We start from the raw sequence: 17766 nt of genomic DNA, 5'->3' as shown, positions 1-17766 counted from the left end.
CGGCGGACAAGCCACGGGGTGGCCCAGCCCAGGTGCTGTGACACAATGAAAAGCATGATGATTCGCCGAATTGCAGGTGCCCTGGGCGCCGAGCTGCACGGGGTCGATTTGACCCAAACTTTGAGCGGGGAGCAGCAACGCGAAATCCGCGATGCCTTGTTGCAAAACCAGGTCATTTTCTTCCGCGACCAAGACCTTTCGCCCCATCAATTCATGGCGTTCGCGCAAACGCTGGGGCAGCCGATCGAATACCCTTTTGTCAAAGGGCTGGAGGGTTTTCCGTGTGTCATCGAGGTCAAAAAACTCGAACATGAAAAAGTCAACTTTGGTGGCATTTGGCACTCCGACACCACCTATTTGCCACAGCCCCCCATGGGCTCGATGCTGTTGGCCAAAGAGATTCCACCATATGGCGGTGACACGCTGTTTGCCAACCAGTACTTGGCTTGGGAAGCGCTGTCGGACACCATGAAGCGCCTGCTGGACGGGTTGGTGGGCATCAGCAGTTCGGCCAAAGCCGACGTCTCCAAAACCCGCGAGGACCGCATCAAATCGGACGGCAAGGACAGTTCGCCCCAAGCGCATCTTGCGCACCACCCTTTGGTGAGAACCCACCCCGAAACCGGCCGCAAGGCGCTGTATGTCAATGTGGCGCACACCGCAGGCATCGTGGGCATGACGGACGCCGAAAGCGCGCCTTTGCTCAACTTTTTGTTTCAGCACCAAGTCAAGCCCGAGTTCACTTGCCGATTTGTTTGGCAGCCTCATTCGCTGGCGGTTTGGGACAACCGCTGCACGCAGCACAACCCCGTCAATGATTACCATGGTTTTCGACGGGTCATGCACCGCATCACACTGGCGGGTGACACGCCTTGCTGAGCGAAAATAGCGCCTGCTTTTTTCAGGTTCAGGAGTCGGTGTGAAATTCAAAATGTCAGAGAAGTCGCTGTTCGCGGTGTTATTGCGTTCACCGTGGTGGATCAGCTTTGTGTTGGTGGCGGTGATTGCTTTGGCGGCAGGAGCCTTGTTGCCCAAAGAATATGCCGGTGTGGGCATGCTGGGCGGTTTCCCTTTCTTTGTGATTGGCTGCATGGCCATGTGGCGCCAGCGCAACTTGCCCAGTGCCGCAGAACTTGAAAAAGGCATGAGCATGCTCTCGAGCATGGGTTGGCGTGATTTTTCTGCCTTGCTGGAGACAGCGTTCACCCGCCAGGGCTACACCGTCAAGCACCTGAATGGCGCTGCCGACATGCAATTGGAGAAAAAAGGTGTTCTCACGGTGGTCAGTGCCAAACGCTGGAAGGCCGCTGCCCTGGGGGTGGAGTCCTTGCGTGAATTGGTGGCTGCTCGGGACGCACTGGAGGCGCGCAACTGTGTGTGCATCACCCTGGGCCAAGTCAGTGCCAAAGCCAACGAATACGCCGAACAAAACCGCATCACCCTCATCTCGGATGCAGACTTGGTCATGCTGACAGCTGAAACCATCAAAATTTTGTGAGGCTTTGGCACCATGACCACTGAAAACCAGGTGCTGGACGCGCAAGCCTTGCGCGCACTGGCAGAGCGCCACACACCCAAAGCTTGCGATTGTTCTCTGGGGGCGTGTGAGGGCTGGGAAAGCGTGAGCGGTGACCGTTGGCCAGAAGGTGCCGTGCAACAACTGGGCAGCTTGCGGGCCACACTGGACGCCGATGGCTCACCTTTGCCAGAACCCAGTTTTGCAGAATTTCACCCCGCCGGCACACGCTACGAGTCACCCGAGGCGCCGATTGCCCCCCAGTTTTTTCCCTACAACCGTTGTGATGTTTTTGCGTGTGGCCAGTGCGACCGCGTGTTGCTCAAGTACACCGAGTTTGGTGGCTACTACGTTGACCACCGCGTTCGGGTGTTGAACCCCGAACGGGTGACCGATGCGCCCCTGCCAGACGCCGATTGAGATCAGTCGGGCTTGATGCCGTTTTCACGCACGACTTTGGCCCAGGTGTCGAGTTGGCCGTCGATGAAGGTCTTGGCGCGTTCCACACTGCCCCCTGCAATGCTGATGCCTTGCGCCTCCAAGCGCTTGGAGACTTCGGGGTTGCTCAGTGTCTTGTTCAATTCTTCATTCATGCGCTTGATGATGTCGGGTGGCGTTTTGGCCGAGGCCAGCAGAGCCCACCAAGCAGGTGCTTCAAAACCTGGAAAGCCAGCTTCGGCAATGGTGGGCACATCGGGGAATTCCGCCACACGCTTGGATGAGGTCACCGCCAGAGGACGCAGGCGTTTGCTGTCGATGTGTGGCTTGTTCAAGAACACTGTGCCAATGGTCAGCGGAATGTGACCTGCGATGGCGTCGTTCATCAAGGGGCCGCCGCCTTTGAAAGGCACATGGTTGAATTCCAGACCGCCATTTTTGGCCATCAAGGTCATGGCCAAATGGCCCAGACTGCCGTTGCCAATTGAGCCGTAAGCCACATTCTTTTTGGCCTTGGAGGCGGCAATCACATCGGCAAAGCTTTTGTATTCGCTGGCCGCATGGGTGGTGAGCATCATGGCCGACGTGCCCACCAGCACCAATGGCACCAAGTCCCGCTTGCTGTCGTAGGGCATGTTGGGCATCAGGCTTTGGTTGACGCCATGCGTGTCAAACACCACCGCAAAGGTGTAGCCGTCGGCCGGCGCACTGAGCACGCCTGCAGTGCCAATCACGCCGGATGCGCCGCCTCTATTTTCAACCACCACACTTTGTCCCAATTGTTGCGACAAAGGGCCGGACAAAATGCGTGCGACTTGGTCGACCGAGCCGCCTGGCGGGAAAACAGCGACCAATTTGATCGGTTGCTTGGTTGGCCAAGCTTGCGCCCAAGATACAAGGGGCATGCACGTCACCAAAGCAGCGCAAGCTGCACGGGTCATCCAGGATTTCATGGTTTTGGCTCTTGGAAATATCAAAAGCATGAGTATGGCCTGATCCCGTCGATCATGGTTCTAGCGCAAACCCTGAACAGGGCGGTTATTGGCAACAGTGTCGAACAGCTTAGACCGTGGCGATCGGGGTCGCTGGCGAGCCAATTGCTCCGGGCAAGCGCAGCGGTGGCGCGGTGAGCAAAAACCGTTGGCGGTCGTGGCTGCGCAGCCAATCGGCCAGCGGGGTCAGGTGCCAGATTTCGCCCAAGTGCACGCCCAGCTTGAACAAGCAATGCTCGTGCAAAGGCAGGGCGGCGCAACTGCCCGGCCGGGGCGTGGCGGGCAAGCCCTCGACGGCGTAGTTGTCGGCGATCAGGGCCACCAGACCCGAGTCGGTGATCCACTGCAGCAAGCGCTCGTCTCGACCCTCGAGCACCGCGCAGGCGTTTTCGACCGTGTGTGGATCGGGCTGTTTGTTCATCTCCAGCAGCATTTGGGCAAAGCCCGTGTGCAAACACACCATGTCGCCAGGCTCAATCACCACCCTGTCTTTTTGCAAGATGTCCATCAACAGGTCGTAGTCCACCCGCACCCGTTCACGCCCGAAGTGGGCGTGCAGGTCGATCATCACGGCGCGGCCTTGGACGCAGCGTTCGGACATTTTTTCGATGCCCAGCGCTTTGGCCGAGGATGTGGATTCGCGGGCAATTTCTGGAAAACCAAAAATACCGGCACCGCCGCTTCCGCTGGGGCCGATCACATCTGTACCGGCCCGAAAGCCGTTGTAATAAACCGCTTCGGGTATGCCATCGCCATTGGCATCGAACATGGAGCCCACATGCGCCAAACTGTCCCATTGGGTGCTGTACTGCAAGTGCATGATCACCAGATCGTCGCAAATCACATCGGTGCAGCTGGGGTCATCGCACCAAAGTTGGTAATTCATGTTGGCCTTGCCCTCGCGCAAGGTGGGGCGCAGCACGGGCGGCTGGCGTCTGGGGTTGAGCACATTACCACCCGGAAAATCCAGCGGCAAACTCAGGTTGAAAGTCTGACCCGTGCGGACTTCGGCGATGCCCTGCAAAACTTTCTCGGGTGTCAGAAGGTTCATGCGTCCGCATTGGTCGTCGGGGCCGAAGTCGCCCCAGTTAGAGCCCGGAGGGCGGTGTTTCCAGCGGGAGGATGAGGACATGATGGACTCCTGTTGTGCTGAAACCCTGGATGGGTCAGTCGGTTAAAGGAAGCGGGGCGGGTTTTTGAAACTCGCGCCACAGCAGATACAGACCGCTGGCGACCACCACCAAGGTGCCCAGCACCACGGTCAAATCGGGCACTTGGCCAAACACCCACCAGCCCAGCACGCTCATGTAAATGATCTGCTGGTACAGAAACGGGCCCAGCACCGCTGCCGAGGCATAGCGGTGGGCCACCGCCACAAAATAGTGGCCAATCCCGCCAGATAAACCGGCCAAGCCCATGATCAGCCATTCGAGCAAGGTGGCTGGGTTTTGCCACTGCCACAAGGCGATCGGCGTCATGACCAAGGTGGCCACTACCGCCGAAGTCAACTGGGTTGTTGCTGGGTTGTCGCTGCTGGCCAGGTAGCGGGTCATCATGTTGAACAGCGCGTACAAGACGGCATTGAGTGCCGACAGCAAAATGGCTGGGTGAAAGCCGCTGCTGCCCGGGCGGATGATGACCAGCACGCCGACAAAACCCATCGCAATCGCCAGCCAGCGCTTGGCATCCAGCCGCTCGCCCAGCCACCAGGCCGAGAGCAGTGCAATCAAGATCGGCACTGAAAACTGCATGGCCCCGGTTTCGGCCAGTTGCAAATACTGCAAGGCCCAAAAGTTGAGGCCTGTCATGCTGGCCAACATCAGGCCCCGCAGCAATTGCAGGCGGGGGTGGCGCCAGCGCCATAGGTCTCTCTTGAGGGAGGGCGCAAAGACAGCAATCGAAAACAGCGAATGCGTCAAAAACCGCATCCACACCACCTGCATCACGGGCAGGGTCATGACCAGCCATTTGGCAGACGCGTCCAGAACAGCAAACATCACCGTGGTCACGGTGACCAGCGCTATGCCGATACGACGGTTGCGGGCGCTGTCGCTGAAAAGTTGGCTCATGGGGCCAAGAAGAGTTTGGTCTTGGTTCGACTCGCCAAGCTCATGGTTTGGCTGGGGTTTCCAGGCCACCGGTGTAGAAGCGGTTGAAAGTGGGCGAGATGATCAGCTCATTGATGCAGGTGCGAGCCGGCATCTGAGCCAAAAACAAAATGACTTGACCCATGTCTTCGGCTTGCACCATGCGCTCGCGCTGCGCAGCCGATGGCGGCACAGGCCGTTTGTCCAGAATCGGAGTGGCCACTTCGCCGGTCAAGAGTGAGGTGGCGCGGATACCGTGCAGGCACTCTTCCATGTTGATGGACTCGGTCAGCGCCAGTACCGCGCGTTTGGTGGCGTTGTAAGCGGGGCCTGTGAGCTTGGACGCGTAAAGCCCAGCCCATGAGGAGACATTGATGATCAAGCCACCTTGTTGTTGGCGCATGGTGGGCAATACCGCGTGCACGCAATAAAAAAGCCCCGACAGGTTGATGGCCACCACGTCGTCCCAAGCCTCTGGGGTGACCACATCGAAATTGCGCTGTGTGGCGTTGGTGCCCGCGCTGGTGATCAGCATGTCGATGCGGCCGTGCCTCGCCACGATGTCTTGGGCGGTGGCTTTGACGGCGTGTTTGTCTGCCACATCCAGCAGCACCGCTTCGGCGCTGCCCAGACTTTGCAGTTGGGCCAGTGCGCTGGCGTTGGTGGCTGCATTGCGCCCGGAAATCACCACATGGGCACCGGCCTTGACCAGTTCAACCGCCCCAGCCAGTCCTATGCCGCTGCCGCCGCCCGTGATCCAGGCCACTTGACCATTGAGTGAAGTTGTCATTTGCTGTCCTGATCAAAATTGAAGACTTGGCTCCGGATCTGCCCAGAAAACCATGGGGCTATTGAAGCAGCACCAGTGCCTGGCGCCCTGATGCAGAGGTGACAGCAGGCGAAGCTATTTGAGGGGGCTAGGGGGATGTGGCGCGTTGGGTACCGCCAAAGGGTATTGCCCAATTCAAGCCAGTGCAGGAGACCGACCGCCATGAAAAAAGGGCTGTGCTTGCACACAGCCCTTTGATTTCTGGCTCCTCAACCTGGGCTCGAACCAGGGACCTACGGATTAACAGTCCGGCGCTCTACCGACTGAGCTATTGAGGAACAGCTTTCAATTATAGGGTTGTTTTTGACCTGTTTTGAGAGCGGGGTGCGGTTTTTTGTAATTTTTCGATCAGGTGTTTCAGACCCTTGGCGGTCTGCTCGGGCTGGTGGGCACCGGTGATGGCGCGCACCACGGCGATCGAACCCACACCGCTTTGCATCACGGAGGGCATGCGCTCTTCGTCGATGCCGCCAATCGCCACTAGAGGGTGGTGCTGCATCAGCTGGGCGTAGGCGTTCAGGCGTGACAGGCCTTGGGGCGCTGTGGCCATGCGTTTGAGCGTGGTCGGGAAAATAGCACCCAGCGCCAAATAACTGGGGCAGGCGGCATCGGCACGCAGCATTTCTGCGTAACCATGTGTGCTCAGGCCCAAGCGCAATCCGGCCAGCCGCAATTGCGCCAAAGGCGCGTCATTCATGTCCTCTTGGCCCAAATGCACGCCGTAAGCACCTTCTTCGATGGCGATTTGCCAGTGGTCGTTGATGAACAGCAAGCTGTCGGTGCCGCGCACGGCTTGAACCGCGAGCCTAACTTGTTGGCGAATGGCATCAGGGTCTTCGGATTTGAAGCGCAACTGCAGCGTCTGCACCCCGGTCTGGGCCATGCGGTGCACCCATTGCGCATCGGGCAAAACCGCATACAGGCCAAGATTGCGCGGGCAGGGCGCAAAGGCCTTGTCTCTGGGGTGGGCGCTGAGGCCAAAATCTTGCGGCTGTGTGGGCCAATCGGCCACAGAAAAATGGCCGGTACGCAGGGTTTGCTGGCGCCATGCCTGCGCCACGCATTGGGCGTCATGCTCCAAAAAACCGAGTTGTCGGCATGCTTGCAAGACCCCTGCGTGTTCCACATCCCAACCGGCCTCTTGGTCTTGCATGCTCATGTCGTCGATGCGGGGCTCGCCTGCCAGCATGCCTGCATGAGTTTGGGCTAAGGTTTGTGCAATGCCCTTGCTGGTGGCCATGGATGTGTTCATGCTTGGTGCCAAAAAGGGGTGCCGAGCACGGGTGTGCTGGGCTGAGCGTTGTCTTGCGCTTGCATGGCGCCCGCCAAAAACGCGGAGCGGCCTGCCGCCACCGCATGGGCAAAGGCCTGCGCCATGCGCACCGGGTCTTGCGCCAAGGCCACGGCCGTGTTGAGCAGCACCCCGTCGTATCCCCACTCCATGACTTGGCAGGCGTGCGAGGGCAAACCCAAGCCCGCGTCCACGATCATGGGCACATTCAGCCGTTCTCGCAGGGTGCGGAGCGCGTACGGGTTGATCGGGCCTTTGCCGGTGCCGATGGGGGCTGCCCAAGGCATCACAGCCTGGCAGCCCACGTCCACCAAGCGTTGGCACAAGACCAGGTCGTCGGTGGTGTAAGGCAAAACTTTGAAGCCGGACTGGATGAGCGCCGCAGCTGCAGCGGGCAAGTTCAGGGTGTCGGGCTGGAGTGTGTAGTCATCTCCGATCAATTCGAGTTTGATCCAGTCGGTCTCAAAGACTTCGCGCGCCATCTCTGCCGTGGTGATGGCCTCTTGTACGCTATGGCAGCCTGCAGTGTTGGGCAAGACAGGCACTTTGACTTGTCGCAGCAGGTTCCAAAAACTTTGCGAGGCCTCGCCGCCACTGCCCGTTTGCCTTCGCAAGGAAGCGGTCAACATGGCCGGGGTTGAATGCTCAATGGCCTCGATCAAAACGCTGGGCGAGGGGTAGCGTGAGGTGCCCAGCATCAGGCGGCTGTCAAAGCGTTCGCCGTAAAGCACGAGGGGATCTGGGGTCAGCGAGGGGGTGTTCATGGGGAAGTTCGTGGGGTCTTAACCGCCAGTGATGGGCGAGATCAATTCAATTTGGTCGCCATTTTGCAGCAGGTGCTCAGGGTATTGGGCCCGAGGGACAAATTGCAAATTGACCGCAGCGGCAAAGGGTGGAGAAATCTCAACCTGCGCAATGGCGTCGGCCAAGCTGGTCCCTTGCGGCAGCTTATAGAGGGCTTGGTTGATGCGCACTTGGATGGTGGGTTCAGGCATGTTGGAACTTCAAGTTGAACTGTGTGGCCAGATCTGTGGTTTGGTGTTGCACCCACTCCATCACCACGTCCAGCATGGCGGGGGAGATCAAAAAACCATGGCGGTACAGGCCGTTGATTTGCAAGACGCGTTCGCCCAGGCAACGGATGGCGGGCAGGTTGTCGACCAAAGTGGGGCGGGCTTGGGTGCTGGCCTCCAAAATGCGTGCCTCGGCAAAACCGCTGTGCACCGTGTAGGCGGCGCTCAGCAGCTCTAAGGTGGAGCGGACGCTCACGGCTGACAGGTCTTCGGTCTCGATTTCGGTCGCACCGATCACAAACACGTGGTTTTCTTTGGGCGCAATGTAGATGGGGTAGCGTGGGTGGATCAGCCGTGTAGGCCGCTGCAGTTCGACGTCGGGTGCGTAAAGCCGCAGCACCTCGCCCCTGACGCCGCGCAGTTGCCTCCAGTTTTCGCGGGCGCCCAGACCTCGGCAGTCAAAAACCCAGTCGGGTTGCCCGCTCTGGCCGGGTTGAAAGTCGTCGGGCGATGCCGGGCTGTTCCAACGGACCTCCACACCCAGTTGCGCCATGCCTTTGAGCAAAGAGGCCAGCAATTCGCGGTTGTCGAGTTGGCCTTCACCGGGCAAATACAAAGCTTGGTTGAAGCGTTGCTCCATACCGGGCTCCAAGCTTTGCAAAGCCTGTGCATCCAGCCTTTGGGTGGTGGGCAATTCGGGGCATTGGTCTTGTGTGCGCAGCAAGAGGCCCTCAAAGCGTTTGGCCTCGGCCGCGTCTTGTCGGTGCCACAGCACCAAGGTGCCGTTTTGCTGGAAAAACACCGGCTCAGGCAGGGCTGCGATCAACTCAGGCCAACGCGTCAGGCCATGGTGGCCCATGCGCACCACAGGCATTTCGGTGATGGCCGATTCGGCCAAAGGCGCCAGCATGGCTGCGGCCACGCGCGCGGCCGAGCCTTGGCCGTCTTCGCCTTGCGCTTCGTGCACTTGCACGCGGTGACCGATTTGGGCCAAGGCGTTGGCCAACATTCGGCCCATCAGGCCTGCGCCCAAAACCACACTGAAAAGGGGCTTGTTCATGTCAAAGATTCCAGTCGGGATCGCCGATAATTTGCGGCATGAATCACCATCCTCAACGTTACGCGCGCTTGCTCACCATTGCTGGATCGGACAGCGGCGGGGGGGCCGGCATTCAGGCCGATCTGAAAACATTTGCTGCTTTGGGCTGCTATGGCATGAGCGCGATCACCGCTCTCACAGCCCAAAACACGGTGGGTGTGCAGGGTATTCATGCGGTGCCCGCGTCGTTTTTGAAAGCGCAAATTCAGGCGGTGATGGACGACATCGGCGTGGATGCCCTGAAGATCGGCATGTTGCATGAGCCGGCCATTGTGTCGGTGGTGGCTTGGGCCATTGACCATTACAAGATTCGCCAAGTTGTGCTGGACCCAGTGATGGTGGCCACCAGTGGTGACCGATTGATCGCCCAAGAAACTGTGCAAGTCTTGGTGCGTGAATTGTTTCCGCGCGTCTCGGTGGTCACACCCAACCTGGATGAGGCCCAGTTGCTGCTGGGGCAATCTATTCCCGACGCGCAGGCGCTGGACGCTGCGGCGCAGGGGCTCTTGGCGCTGGGCGCCAAGGCGGTGTTGCTCAAGGGCGGACATTTGGTCGGCGATGAGGTGGTGGACCTGTTGGTGCAGACCGAGGGGCCCACACGCCGCTTGGCGTCGTCCCGCATCCCCAGCCGCAATGTGCATGGCACGGGCTGCACGCTGTCGTCGGCCATCGCGGCCCACCTGGCACTGGGTCACAATTTGGAAGATGCGGTCGTGTTGGCCCGCACATTCATTTTGAATGCCATTGAACAAGGCGCACAGGTGCAGACCGGTCAAGGGCATGGACCGCTCAATCATGGTTTTTCTCCCCAACCCTTGCGCCGACTGGCTACCGCAGCCAGTGCGCAAGGCTGAGCAGTTTGGTTGCCATGATGGGGGAGTTTGGCAGTCAAGACAGCGTTCGGCAAAATGACCTCAAATCAGGCCAAGACGTTTGTGCAGGACGGTCGACGTGGTGGTGTACTGCAGCAAGATTTTTTCTTGGGGCTTGAGCAAAGCCACTGCACCGAATGCCGCCAAAGTGGCTTCGTGGAAACCACAAAGGATGAGTTTCTTTTTGCCGGGGTAGGTGTTGATGTCGCCGACCGCAAAAATACCGGGCTCAGACGTGCCAAAGTTTTCGGTGTTGACCACCAATTGCTTGCGCTCCATGGCCAGCCCCCATTGCGCAACGGGGCCTAATTTGGGCGACAGGCCCAGGCAGGTTTGCAGGACATCCAAGGTCAACCATTCGGATTCGCCTTGCGGGTTGAGCAACTCCAGGGCGTGTAGTCGGCCCGCCTCGACCCGAAGGCCCGTGGGCTGACCTGCCATGAAACGCATGCGGCCCTCTCGGCAGGCTAGGCGCATGCCGGCGATCAAATCGGGTTCAGCACTGAATTGGTCACGGCGGTGCAGCAGGGTAACGCTGGCGGCGGCTTGTGGGCCTGTGCTGGCGTCCAAGCAAGTCTGCAAGGCGGCGTCGCCATCACCGGCCACCACCAAGTGTCGGCCGGCCCAATGCTCGGGCACCGGGTGTTCGGCAAAGACTTGCGTGCCTTCTAAGGGCGCTAAGCCTTCGAGTGCCAAGCGGCGCGGCACAAAAGCACCCACGCCTGCTGCAATGAACAAGGTGTGGGTCAGAAATTTTTGTCCGGTATCGGTCATCACGACCAGGCGCTGGTCGGCTTGGCGTTCGATGTGGGTGATGTGCTGACTCAGGTGCAGCGTGGGCTTAAAAGGCAAGACTTGTTGCTGCAAGCGCTCGACCAAGTCTTGGCCGGTGCAAAAAGGAATGCCCGGTATGTCGTAGATGGGTTTGCTGGCGTAGAGCTCGGCGCATTGCCCTCCCACATGGGGCAGGGCATCGACCACGTGGCAGTGGATCCCTTGAAGGCCCAGCTGGAAGACTTGGAAAAGGCCTACCGGGCCCGCGCCGATCACCAGGGCCTGTGTTTCGATCGGCGAACGCATGGGCCGGGTCAGCGAATCAACTCGGACAGCTTGCCGGTCTTGTCTTTCCAGTCGTCGGCGTTGGGCATCGGGGTTTTGCGCTTGGTGATGCTCTTCCAGCCCGGCAACAAGGCCAATTCGGCATTGAGTTGAGTCATGTGTTGCTGGTCGGCGGGCAGGTCCTCTTCGGCAAAGATGGCGTTGACCGGGCACTCTGGGATGCACACAGCGCAATCAATGCACTCATCGGGGTCGATGGTCAGAAAGTTGGGGCCTTCGCGAAAGCAATCCACGGGGCAAACGTCCACACAGTCGGTGTATTTGCACTGGATACAGGATTCGGAAACAACGTGGGTCATGATGGACTTGGAGTGAAAGAGTTTTGCGCAGCCAAACGACGCAGTTGAACATTTTAAGGGGGTTTCGGCGGCGCCCGGCCCCCAGGCTGGCGGTGTCTATGAGGCCAGCAGGGCTTTGGGCCACAGATATGGGGTTCCGTTTCAGTTCACCAACACGGCACCCGAGGTCTTGTGGCTGGCCGTGTCCACCAACACCATCGCGCCCAAAATCCGCGATTGTGTGAAAGGCAGCGTTGCCAAGGGCTCTTGCAGGGTCAACATCACATGGCCGATGGCATTGGGGGGCAGTTCGGTGGCTTCTTCTTCGGCCAAGCTGTTGACGTTCAAGCGGTGCACCACGTTCTGCACTTTCACCTTGACCCATCGGTGACCGTGCAGTGCCCAGTAAAGGCGGCCTGCTACCAGGGGCTCGTCGTCCATCCAAGCGATGGTGGTGCTGAGCTGGCGCTGGCCTTCGGGGCTGCCGTGTTCGGCCAAGAGCCAATCGCCACGCGAGACATCCACTTCGCGGTTGAGCACGATGCCTGCGCTGTGGCCTGCGGCCTTATCCAGCGCTTGGCGGGTGGCGCTCAGCACTTGGGATACCACGGCGGTTTGGCCGCTCGGGAAGACCCTGACGGTCTGGCCCGGCGCAATGCTGCCCGTGGCCACACGGCCCCAAAACACGCGGCGGCCTTGGGTGGTCACTGCGGAGTCATGGAATTTTTCGACCCATTGCACCGGGAAGCTGAAGGCCACATCGGTCTCGGCGGGGGTGACCGGAAGGTCTTCGAGGATGCTGAGCAGGCTGGGGCCCGCGTAGCCGCACCAGTTGGTTTGCTCGGCGTTGTGGGTCTCTACCACGTTCCAGCCTTTCAGGGCCGACACCGGCACCATGGCCGCGATGCGAATGCCTGCGGCTTGAGCAAATTTTTCCAGAGCACCTGCGATATTTTTGTAAGCCGCTTGAGCATCGCCCACAGCATCGAGCTTGTTGATGGCGAACACGATGGACGGAACGCGCAGCAAGTTGACCAAGAGCGAATGGCGGCGTGTTTGAGGCAACAGTTGCAATTCGGGGTTGGCCCAGTCGAGCTTGATGGCATCGACCAGCACCACAGCCGCATCCGCACTCGATGCGGCCGTGACCATGTTGCGGGTGTACTGCTCATGGCCGGGCGCGTCGCCGATGATGAACTTGCGCGCTTCGGTATTGAAATAGCGATACGCCACATCAATGGTGATGCCTTGCTCGCGTTCGGCGCTCAGGCCATCGGTCAGCAAGGCCAGGTCTGTTTCTCCTGAGCGCTGCACCCCGGCCAAGTGGTCTTGCAGCACGGCCTTGGTGTCCACCAACAAGCGGCCAATCAGCGTGCTCTTACCGTCGTCGACCGAACCGCAGGTGATGAATTTCAGTGCGTTCATTAAAAGTACCCGTCTTTCTTGCGCTTTTCCATGGAAGCATCGGAAGTCTTGTCGTCCATGCGCGTTGCGCCGCGCTCGCTCACATCGGCGGCCAGTGTTTCAATCACAATTTGCTCGGGGGTGGCGGCAGTGCTTAGCACCGGGCAGGTGCAGGTGATGTCGCCCACAGTGCGAAAACGCACCTTGCGCAGCACCACAGTCTCGCCGTCTTGGGCGGGTGTTAGCGGGGTGACCGGTACCAGCAGGCCCCGGCGGTCTAACACCTCGCGCTGGTGCGAGTAGTAGATGGAGGGCAGGGCCACTTTTTCTCGGGCAATGTATTGCCATACGTCCAATTCGGTCCAGTTGCTGATCGGGAACACGCGAAAGTGTTCCCCGGGCTGCAGTTTGTGGTTGAACAGCGTCCAAAGCTCCGGGCGCTGGGCCTTGGGCTGCCACTGGCCGAAGCTGTCGCGGTGCGAAAAGATGCGTTCTTTGGCGCGAGCCTTTTCTTCGTCACGACGCGCGCCGCCGATCAGCGCGTCAAAGCCGAACTCTTCAATCGCTTCGAGCAGCGTGACCGACTGGTGCACGTTGCGGCTTTCGCCTGGGTGGGCCAGGCGCACTGTGCCGCGCTTCATCGAATCTTCGACGCTGCGCACGATCAGCTCTGCGCCCAGTTCCTTAGCACGGAAGTCACGGAAGTTGGTGACTTCTTGGAAGTTGTGGCCGGTGTCGATCATGAGCAACGGATAGGGAATGCGGCCGCTACCGGAGGGGCTGGTTTTTCCGCCAAAGGCTTTTTCGGCGCATTTGAGCATGACCAGCGAATCCTTACCACCCGAAAACAGCAGGGTGGGGCGCTCGAACGCGGCCGCCACTTCGCGCAGGATGAAGATGGTCTCTTCTTCCAATGCGTCCAGGTGTGCATTGCTCAGGGTGTTCAGTTCGGTGGTCGTTGTGGCGGCCATGGTTTTCTCTTATCTTCTTGTAGGCGTCCGCAGTGGGGGCTCCTACATCTCATTTGATCTGCGGTGTGTCTGTTATTTCTTGACGTGCAGTCCGCATTCCTTGGCTGCCTCGTCCTCCCACCACCAGCGCCCGGCGCGGAACTCTTCACCCACGCTGATGGCCCGAGTGCAAGGCGCGCAACCAATGCTCGGAAAAAATTGGTCGTGTAGCGGGTTGTAGTCCACCTTGTGGGTAGCGATGTAGTGCCACACGTCGCCCCAAGTCCAGCAGGCCAATGGGTTGAATTTGTAGAGTGACTTGGTGGCCACTTCACTTTCGTCCAACACAGGCACCTCGGCGCGGGCTGTCGACTGCTCCTGGCGTAAACCAGTGATCCAGGTTTTTTGGCCTTTCAGGGCTCGGGACAGCGGTTCCGTTTTTCGGATGGCACAGCAGGCTTTGCGCAGGTCGATGCTCTGGTAGATGGCGTTCTGGCCTTGTTCGCGCACGAACTCGATGACCGATTGTTGAACGGGGCGGTACACCACGATGGGCGCACGCGAATGCGCTTGGGTGCGCTCAAGTAGCGCCAAAGTCTCGGTGTGCAGCGAACCGGTTTCGAGCACAAATACAGGAATGTCCAGCTGAAGGCTGTTGATGAGGTGGGTGATCACCATGTCTTCCGCCCCTAGGCTTGAAGCTTGCGTCACCGGAGCAAAATCGGCCGCAGCCCGGTGTAGCAGCGCCTGAGTTTCGGCCAGCTTGGCTGCAAATTGGGGGCTGGCCTTGGCGTGCAAATCCGTGGCTTTGGCACGGGCGTTGCGAGGGGACAAAAGGCTGGAAGTCATCAGGTGTTCAGGGCGAAGGGTGGTTGCGTTGCGGCTGCCGAGCCTTGGTAGAACCCGGCAAAGCGGGCGAACTGGCGTTGCGCGGCTGAGGCGTCCACGCCCTCGCGCAGCACGGCCACGTCAAAACCGGTGCGTTGCATTTGTACCAACTGGTCGATCAGCACATCACCCGTGGCGCGCAATTCGCCCGCAAAGCCCAAGCGGCGGCGCAGCAAAAAGGCTTGGCTGTATGCCCGGCCATCGGTGAATTTGGGGAACTGCAAATCGATGCGCGTCACACCGCTCAGGTTGAGGGTGCGCGGGTCCACGTCGTTGGCCAGCAAGATCGAGGCTGGCGATTGGCCAGCAAGATGTTCGGGAGCGGTGAGGATCTTCATGGTCAGTTTTCCCGGCCTTCAGGCGGTGGTTTCATAGCCGTGGTGACGAGCGGCGTTGGCCGCCGTCTTGAACGGGTCTTGCCCCACGCGGCGCAGGGTTTCAATGAAGTATTCGTGGCGTCCTTGCGCGGGCAAGCGCAGCGTTTTGTAGGTGTCCAAAACCGCTTCGATCACGTCGGGCACCTCAACCGACGAAAACGCTGGACCCACCACTTTGCCGGGGCCTGTGGGGCCGGACAGCGCTTTGCCATCTGAGCCACCCAGCGTCACCTGGTACCACTCCTTCCCGTCCTTATCCACACCCAAAATGCCGATGTGGCCCGAGTGGTGGTGACCACAGGAGTTGATGCAGCCGCTGATGTGAAAGTCGATGTGGCCCAGGTCGTTGAGTTCGTCCAGGTCTTGGTAGCGCTCAGTGATGGCGGCCGCCAAGGGCAGTGAACGGGCATTGGCCAAAGCGCAGTAGTCACCGCCGGGGCAGGCAATCATGTCGGTCAATAGGCCAATGTTGGGCTGGGCCAGACCGAGCGCTTTGGCTTCGCGCCATAGCGCATGCAGTTGGTCTAGGCGCACCCAAGGCAGCACCAGGTTTTGGCTGTGTGTCACGCGGGCTTCACCTGCGGAGTATTTGGACACCAAAGCGGCGGCGCCATCCAGCTGGTCGGCGGTGGCGTCGCCCGGCGCTTGGCCCGGACGCTTGAAAGACAGGGTCACGGCACGCAGCGCGGGGTTCTGGTGCGGTTGGATGTTTTGCGCCATCCAGCGGGCAAAGGCGGGTGTTTGTGCTGCTTCGATGCTCACGTTGGCGCCAGCCTTGGCCGCCCAATCTGCGGAGTCGGATGGCAGGTCCAGGGCTGGCGCTGCAAAGCAAGCGGCCACGCGGTCAAATTCAGCTTGTGGGATGGTGTGCAAGCCGCCGTCTTTGACCAGAATGTCTTGGTACTCGGCTTCGACTTCTTCAAAGTAGCGCTGGCCCTTGGCTTTCACCAAAATTTTGATGCGCGCTTTGTAGATGTTGTCGCGGCGGCCCCAGCGGTTGTAGACGCGGATCACGGCCTCGAGGTAATTCATGATCTGGTTCCAGGGCAGGAAAGCGCGAATGACCGAGCCCACCATGGGGGTGCGCCCCATGCCGCCGCCCACTTGTACCTTGAAGCCCACTTCGCCCGCGGCGTTTTTCACCATCTGAAGGCCCACGTCATGCCAGCCGATGGCGGCGCGGTCCTCCAAAGCGCCGGTGATGGCGATCTTGAACTTGCGTGGCAAAAAGGCAAATTCGGGGTGCAGCGTGCTCCACTGGCGGATCAGTTCGGCATAGGGCCTGGGGTCTACCACCTCGTCCACGGCCACTCCGGCCAACTCGTCGGTGGTGGTGTTGCGGATGCAGTTGCCGCTGGTCTGAATGCCGTGCAGGTTCACGCTGGCCAAGAGGTCCATCACATCGGCCGATTTGGACAGGGGAATCCAGTTGAATTGAACGTTTTGGCGGGTGGTGAAGTGACCAACATGGGTGGTCAGTTTTGGGGCGGGTCCTGCAATTTTGTCCTGCATGGCTTGGGCCTGGGCCAACAGGGTGGGGTCAGGCGTGTCGTACTCGCGGGCAATTTGGGCCAGTACCTGCAACTGGTTGGCTGAGATCTCGCCATAAGGGACGGCCACGCGCAGCATGGGTGCATAGCGCTGCACGTACCAGCCGTTTTGCAGGCGCAGGGGCTTGAACTCATCGGCGCTCAACTGACCGGCTTGAAAGCGCTCCAGCTGGTCGCGGTGCTGCGCTGCGCGAGCGCGCAAAAATTGTTTGTCAAATTGGGTGTACTGGTACATGGGTCGTTGATTTGGAAAATCAGTGGGGACCGGCTGGATAAGCGGATCAACCCAACGGTTTCATGCTTTTCCCTGGATAAGTGAGCTTCTGAATGTAGACCTTGCTTATTCCAAAACAAACGACTTTTTAGTTTTGCATATATTCTTTAGTTGCATAAGAGCGTTGGTGATCCTCTGCAAAAGCACAGGTTCTGAGCGTCATGTGGATCTGTGTTCCCCTGATGCGAGAGTCAGGTGCGCCCACAGCTGGGTTGTTTCGGTCTATAATTGACCTGTTTTGCGACTTGCAGAACGCACGCCATTTGCTTTTCCGGCAGTTGGCGCAAGTCATTTACCCGCTCAAATCCTTCACTGGAAGCCAGCGAAACAACAAGGAAACACCATGATTGCATCCTCAATCAAGGCAGAGGTCGTCAAGGCCAATGCACGCGCTGCCAACGACACTGGGTCCCCAGAAGTCCAAGTGGCTTTGCTGACAGCCCGTATCAATGAGTTGACGCCCCACTTCAAAACACACGCCAAAGACCATCACGGTCGCCGTGGTCTGCTGCGCATGGTGAGCCGTCGCCGCAAACTGCTGGACTACCTCAAGTCCCGTGATGCTGACCGTTACGTTGCGTTGATCGCCAAACTTGGCTTGCGTAAGTAACCGTCTATCCAGATGAAAAGCGCCTGAGTTAGTTCACTAGCTCAGGCGCTTTATTCTTTTTTTCTGTCGGAATTTGTCTCAAAGAACCCGCGCTGTGTCATTCCACAAGGCTTTCATGCAAATGTTGGCAAGGTTTTGTGGAATGGCATCGAGTTCAGAGCGTCAACTTCCAGGCCCTC

General features: G+C 59.3%; 20 protein-coding genes and 1 tRNA gene. 5 read left to right on the top strand and 16 right to left on the bottom strand.

Annotated features, from left to right (window positions below):
• Positions 1-54 precede the first annotated feature (54 nt).
• From Q1M54_RS06990 to Q1M54_RS06980, 3 genes are read left to right on the top strand one after another with little or no spacing between them, the layout of a single operon-like run.
• The gene (locus tag Q1M54_RS06990) at positions 55-879 is read left to right on the top strand and encodes a TauD/TfdA family dioxygenase (RefSeq protein ID WP_300555625.1); all 825 of its coding nucleotides are present in this window, start codon (positions 55-57) and stop codon (positions 877-879) included.
• Between the two features lie 40 nt (positions 880-919).
• A complete protein-coding gene (locus tag Q1M54_RS06985; RefSeq protein WP_300555623.1) occupies positions 920-1498 on the top strand; it encodes a restriction endonuclease in 579 nt (192 codons plus the stop codon).
• Positions 1499-1510: 12 nt separating this feature from the next.
• A complete protein-coding gene (locus Q1M54_RS06980; RefSeq protein WP_300555621.1) occupies positions 1511-1936 on the top strand; it encodes a hypothetical protein in 426 nt (141 codons plus the stop codon).
• Positions 1937-1938: 2 nt separating this feature from the next.
• Here Q1M54_RS06980 and Q1M54_RS06975 read toward each other — a convergent pair whose 3' ends face one another.
• From Q1M54_RS06975 to Q1M54_RS06935, 9 genes are all read right to left on the bottom strand, one after another.
• On the bottom strand, positions 1939-2907 hold the full coding sequence (locus Q1M54_RS06975) for a tripartite tricarboxylate transporter substrate binding protein (RefSeq protein WP_300555619.1): 969 nt from the start codon (positions 2905-2907) through the stop codon (positions 1939-1941).
• Between the two features lie 109 nt (positions 2908-3016).
• Complete coding sequence (locus tag Q1M54_RS06970) at positions 3017-4078, bottom strand: cyclase family protein (RefSeq protein ID WP_300555617.1); 1062 nt, start codon at positions 4076-4078, stop codon at positions 3017-3019.
• 34 nt (positions 4079-4112) lie between these two features.
• Positions 4113-5015 carry a DMT family transporter gene (locus Q1M54_RS06965; protein ID WP_300555615.1) on the bottom strand — a complete coding sequence of 301 codons (903 nt, stop codon included), beginning with the start codon at positions 5013-5015 and terminating at the stop codon, positions 4113-4115.
• A 40-nt stretch (positions 5016-5055) separates the two neighbouring features.
• Positions 5056-5823, bottom strand: a complete 768-nt coding sequence (locus tag Q1M54_RS06960) for an SDR family oxidoreductase (protein ID WP_300555613.1) — start codon at positions 5821-5823, stop codon at positions 5056-5058.
• 241 nt (positions 5824-6064) lie between these two features.
• Positions 6065-6140 (bottom strand) — tRNA-Asn (locus Q1M54_RS06955).
• 11 nt (positions 6141-6151) lie between these two features.
• A complete protein-coding gene (gene thiE, locus Q1M54_RS06950; protein WP_300555611.1) occupies positions 6152-7114 on the bottom strand; it encodes a thiamine phosphate synthase in 963 nt (320 codons plus the stop codon).
• Positions 7111-7917 carry a thiazole synthase gene (locus tag Q1M54_RS06945; protein WP_300555609.1) on the bottom strand — a complete coding sequence of 269 codons (807 nt, stop codon included), beginning with the start codon at positions 7915-7917 and terminating at the stop codon, positions 7111-7113. The genes thiE and Q1M54_RS06945 overlap by 4 nt, the downstream gene beginning before the upstream one ends.
• An 18-nt stretch (positions 7918-7935) precedes the next feature.
• Complete coding sequence (thiS, locus tag Q1M54_RS06940; RefSeq protein ID WP_300555607.1) at positions 7936-8148, bottom strand: sulfur carrier protein ThiS; 213 nt, start codon at positions 8146-8148, stop codon at positions 7936-7938.
• Positions 8141-9226 (bottom strand): FAD-dependent oxidoreductase, encoded by a 1086-nt coding sequence (locus Q1M54_RS06935; protein ID WP_300555605.1) that lies wholly within the window; start codon positions 9224-9226, stop codon positions 8141-8143. The genes thiS and Q1M54_RS06935 overlap by 8 nt, the downstream gene beginning before the upstream one ends.
• A gap of 38 nt (positions 9227-9264) precedes the next feature.
• Here Q1M54_RS06935 and thiD point away from each other — a divergent pair, with 38 nt between their 5' ends.
• Positions 9265-10119: a bifunctional hydroxymethylpyrimidine kinase/phosphomethylpyrimidine kinase gene (thiD, locus tag Q1M54_RS06930; RefSeq protein ID WP_300555603.1), complete on the top strand. Its 855-nt coding sequence runs from the start codon at positions 9265-9267 to the stop codon at positions 10117-10119.
• Positions 10120-10179: 60 nt separating this feature from the next.
• On the opposite strand, the gene Q1M54_RS06925 is transcribed toward thiD, so the two are convergent.
• From Q1M54_RS06925 to Q1M54_RS06895, 7 genes are all read right to left on the bottom strand, one after another.
• Entirely contained in the window at positions 10180-11217 is a 1038-nt protein-coding gene (locus tag Q1M54_RS06925; RefSeq protein WP_300555601.1) for an NAD(P)/FAD-dependent oxidoreductase, read from the bottom strand.
• An 8-nt stretch (positions 11218-11225) separates the two neighbouring features.
• Positions 11226-11555, bottom strand: a complete 330-nt coding sequence (gene fdxA / locus Q1M54_RS06920) for a ferredoxin FdxA (RefSeq protein WP_026039781.1) — start codon at positions 11553-11555, stop codon at positions 11226-11228.
• Between the two features lie 141 nt (positions 11556-11696).
• A complete protein-coding gene (locus Q1M54_RS06915) occupies positions 11697-12959 on the bottom strand; it encodes a GTP-binding protein (protein ID WP_300555598.1) in 1263 nt (420 codons plus the stop codon).
• Positions 12959-13909 carry a sulfate adenylyltransferase subunit CysD gene (cysD, locus tag Q1M54_RS06910; RefSeq protein WP_300555596.1) on the bottom strand — a complete coding sequence of 317 codons (951 nt, stop codon included), beginning with the start codon at positions 13907-13909 and terminating at the stop codon, positions 12959-12961. Before cysD ends, Q1M54_RS06915 begins: the two co-directional genes overlap by 1 nt.
• 72 nt (positions 13910-13981) lie before the next feature.
• Entirely contained in the window at positions 13982-14737 is a 756-nt protein-coding gene (locus Q1M54_RS06905) for a phosphoadenylyl-sulfate reductase (RefSeq protein ID WP_300555594.1), read from the bottom strand.
• A complete protein-coding gene (locus Q1M54_RS06900; protein ID WP_300555592.1) occupies positions 14737-15114 on the bottom strand; it encodes a DUF934 domain-containing protein in 378 nt (125 codons plus the stop codon). Before Q1M54_RS06900 ends, Q1M54_RS06905 begins: the two co-directional genes overlap by 1 nt.
• Before the next feature lie 18 nt (positions 15115-15132).
• Positions 15133-16938: a nitrite/sulfite reductase gene (locus Q1M54_RS06895; protein ID WP_300555590.1), complete on the bottom strand. Its 1806-nt coding sequence runs from the start codon at positions 16936-16938 to the stop codon at positions 15133-15135.
• A gap of 382 nt (positions 16939-17320) precedes the next feature.
• Here Q1M54_RS06895 and rpsO point away from each other — a divergent pair, with 382 nt between their 5' ends.
• Positions 17321-17587 (top strand): 30S ribosomal protein S15, encoded by a 267-nt coding sequence (gene rpsO, locus Q1M54_RS06890; RefSeq protein ID WP_019428565.1) that lies wholly within the window; start codon positions 17321-17323, stop codon positions 17585-17587.
• Positions 17588-17766: the final 179 nt, after the last annotated feature.

Origin of the sequence: Limnohabitans sp. Rim8 (assembly GCF_943326455.1) — a bacterium.
Classification (GTDB): Bacteria; Pseudomonadota; Gammaproteobacteria; order Burkholderiales; family Burkholderiaceae_C; genus Limnohabitans_A.
This window is presented reverse-complemented; position numbering and strand designations above follow the sequence as displayed.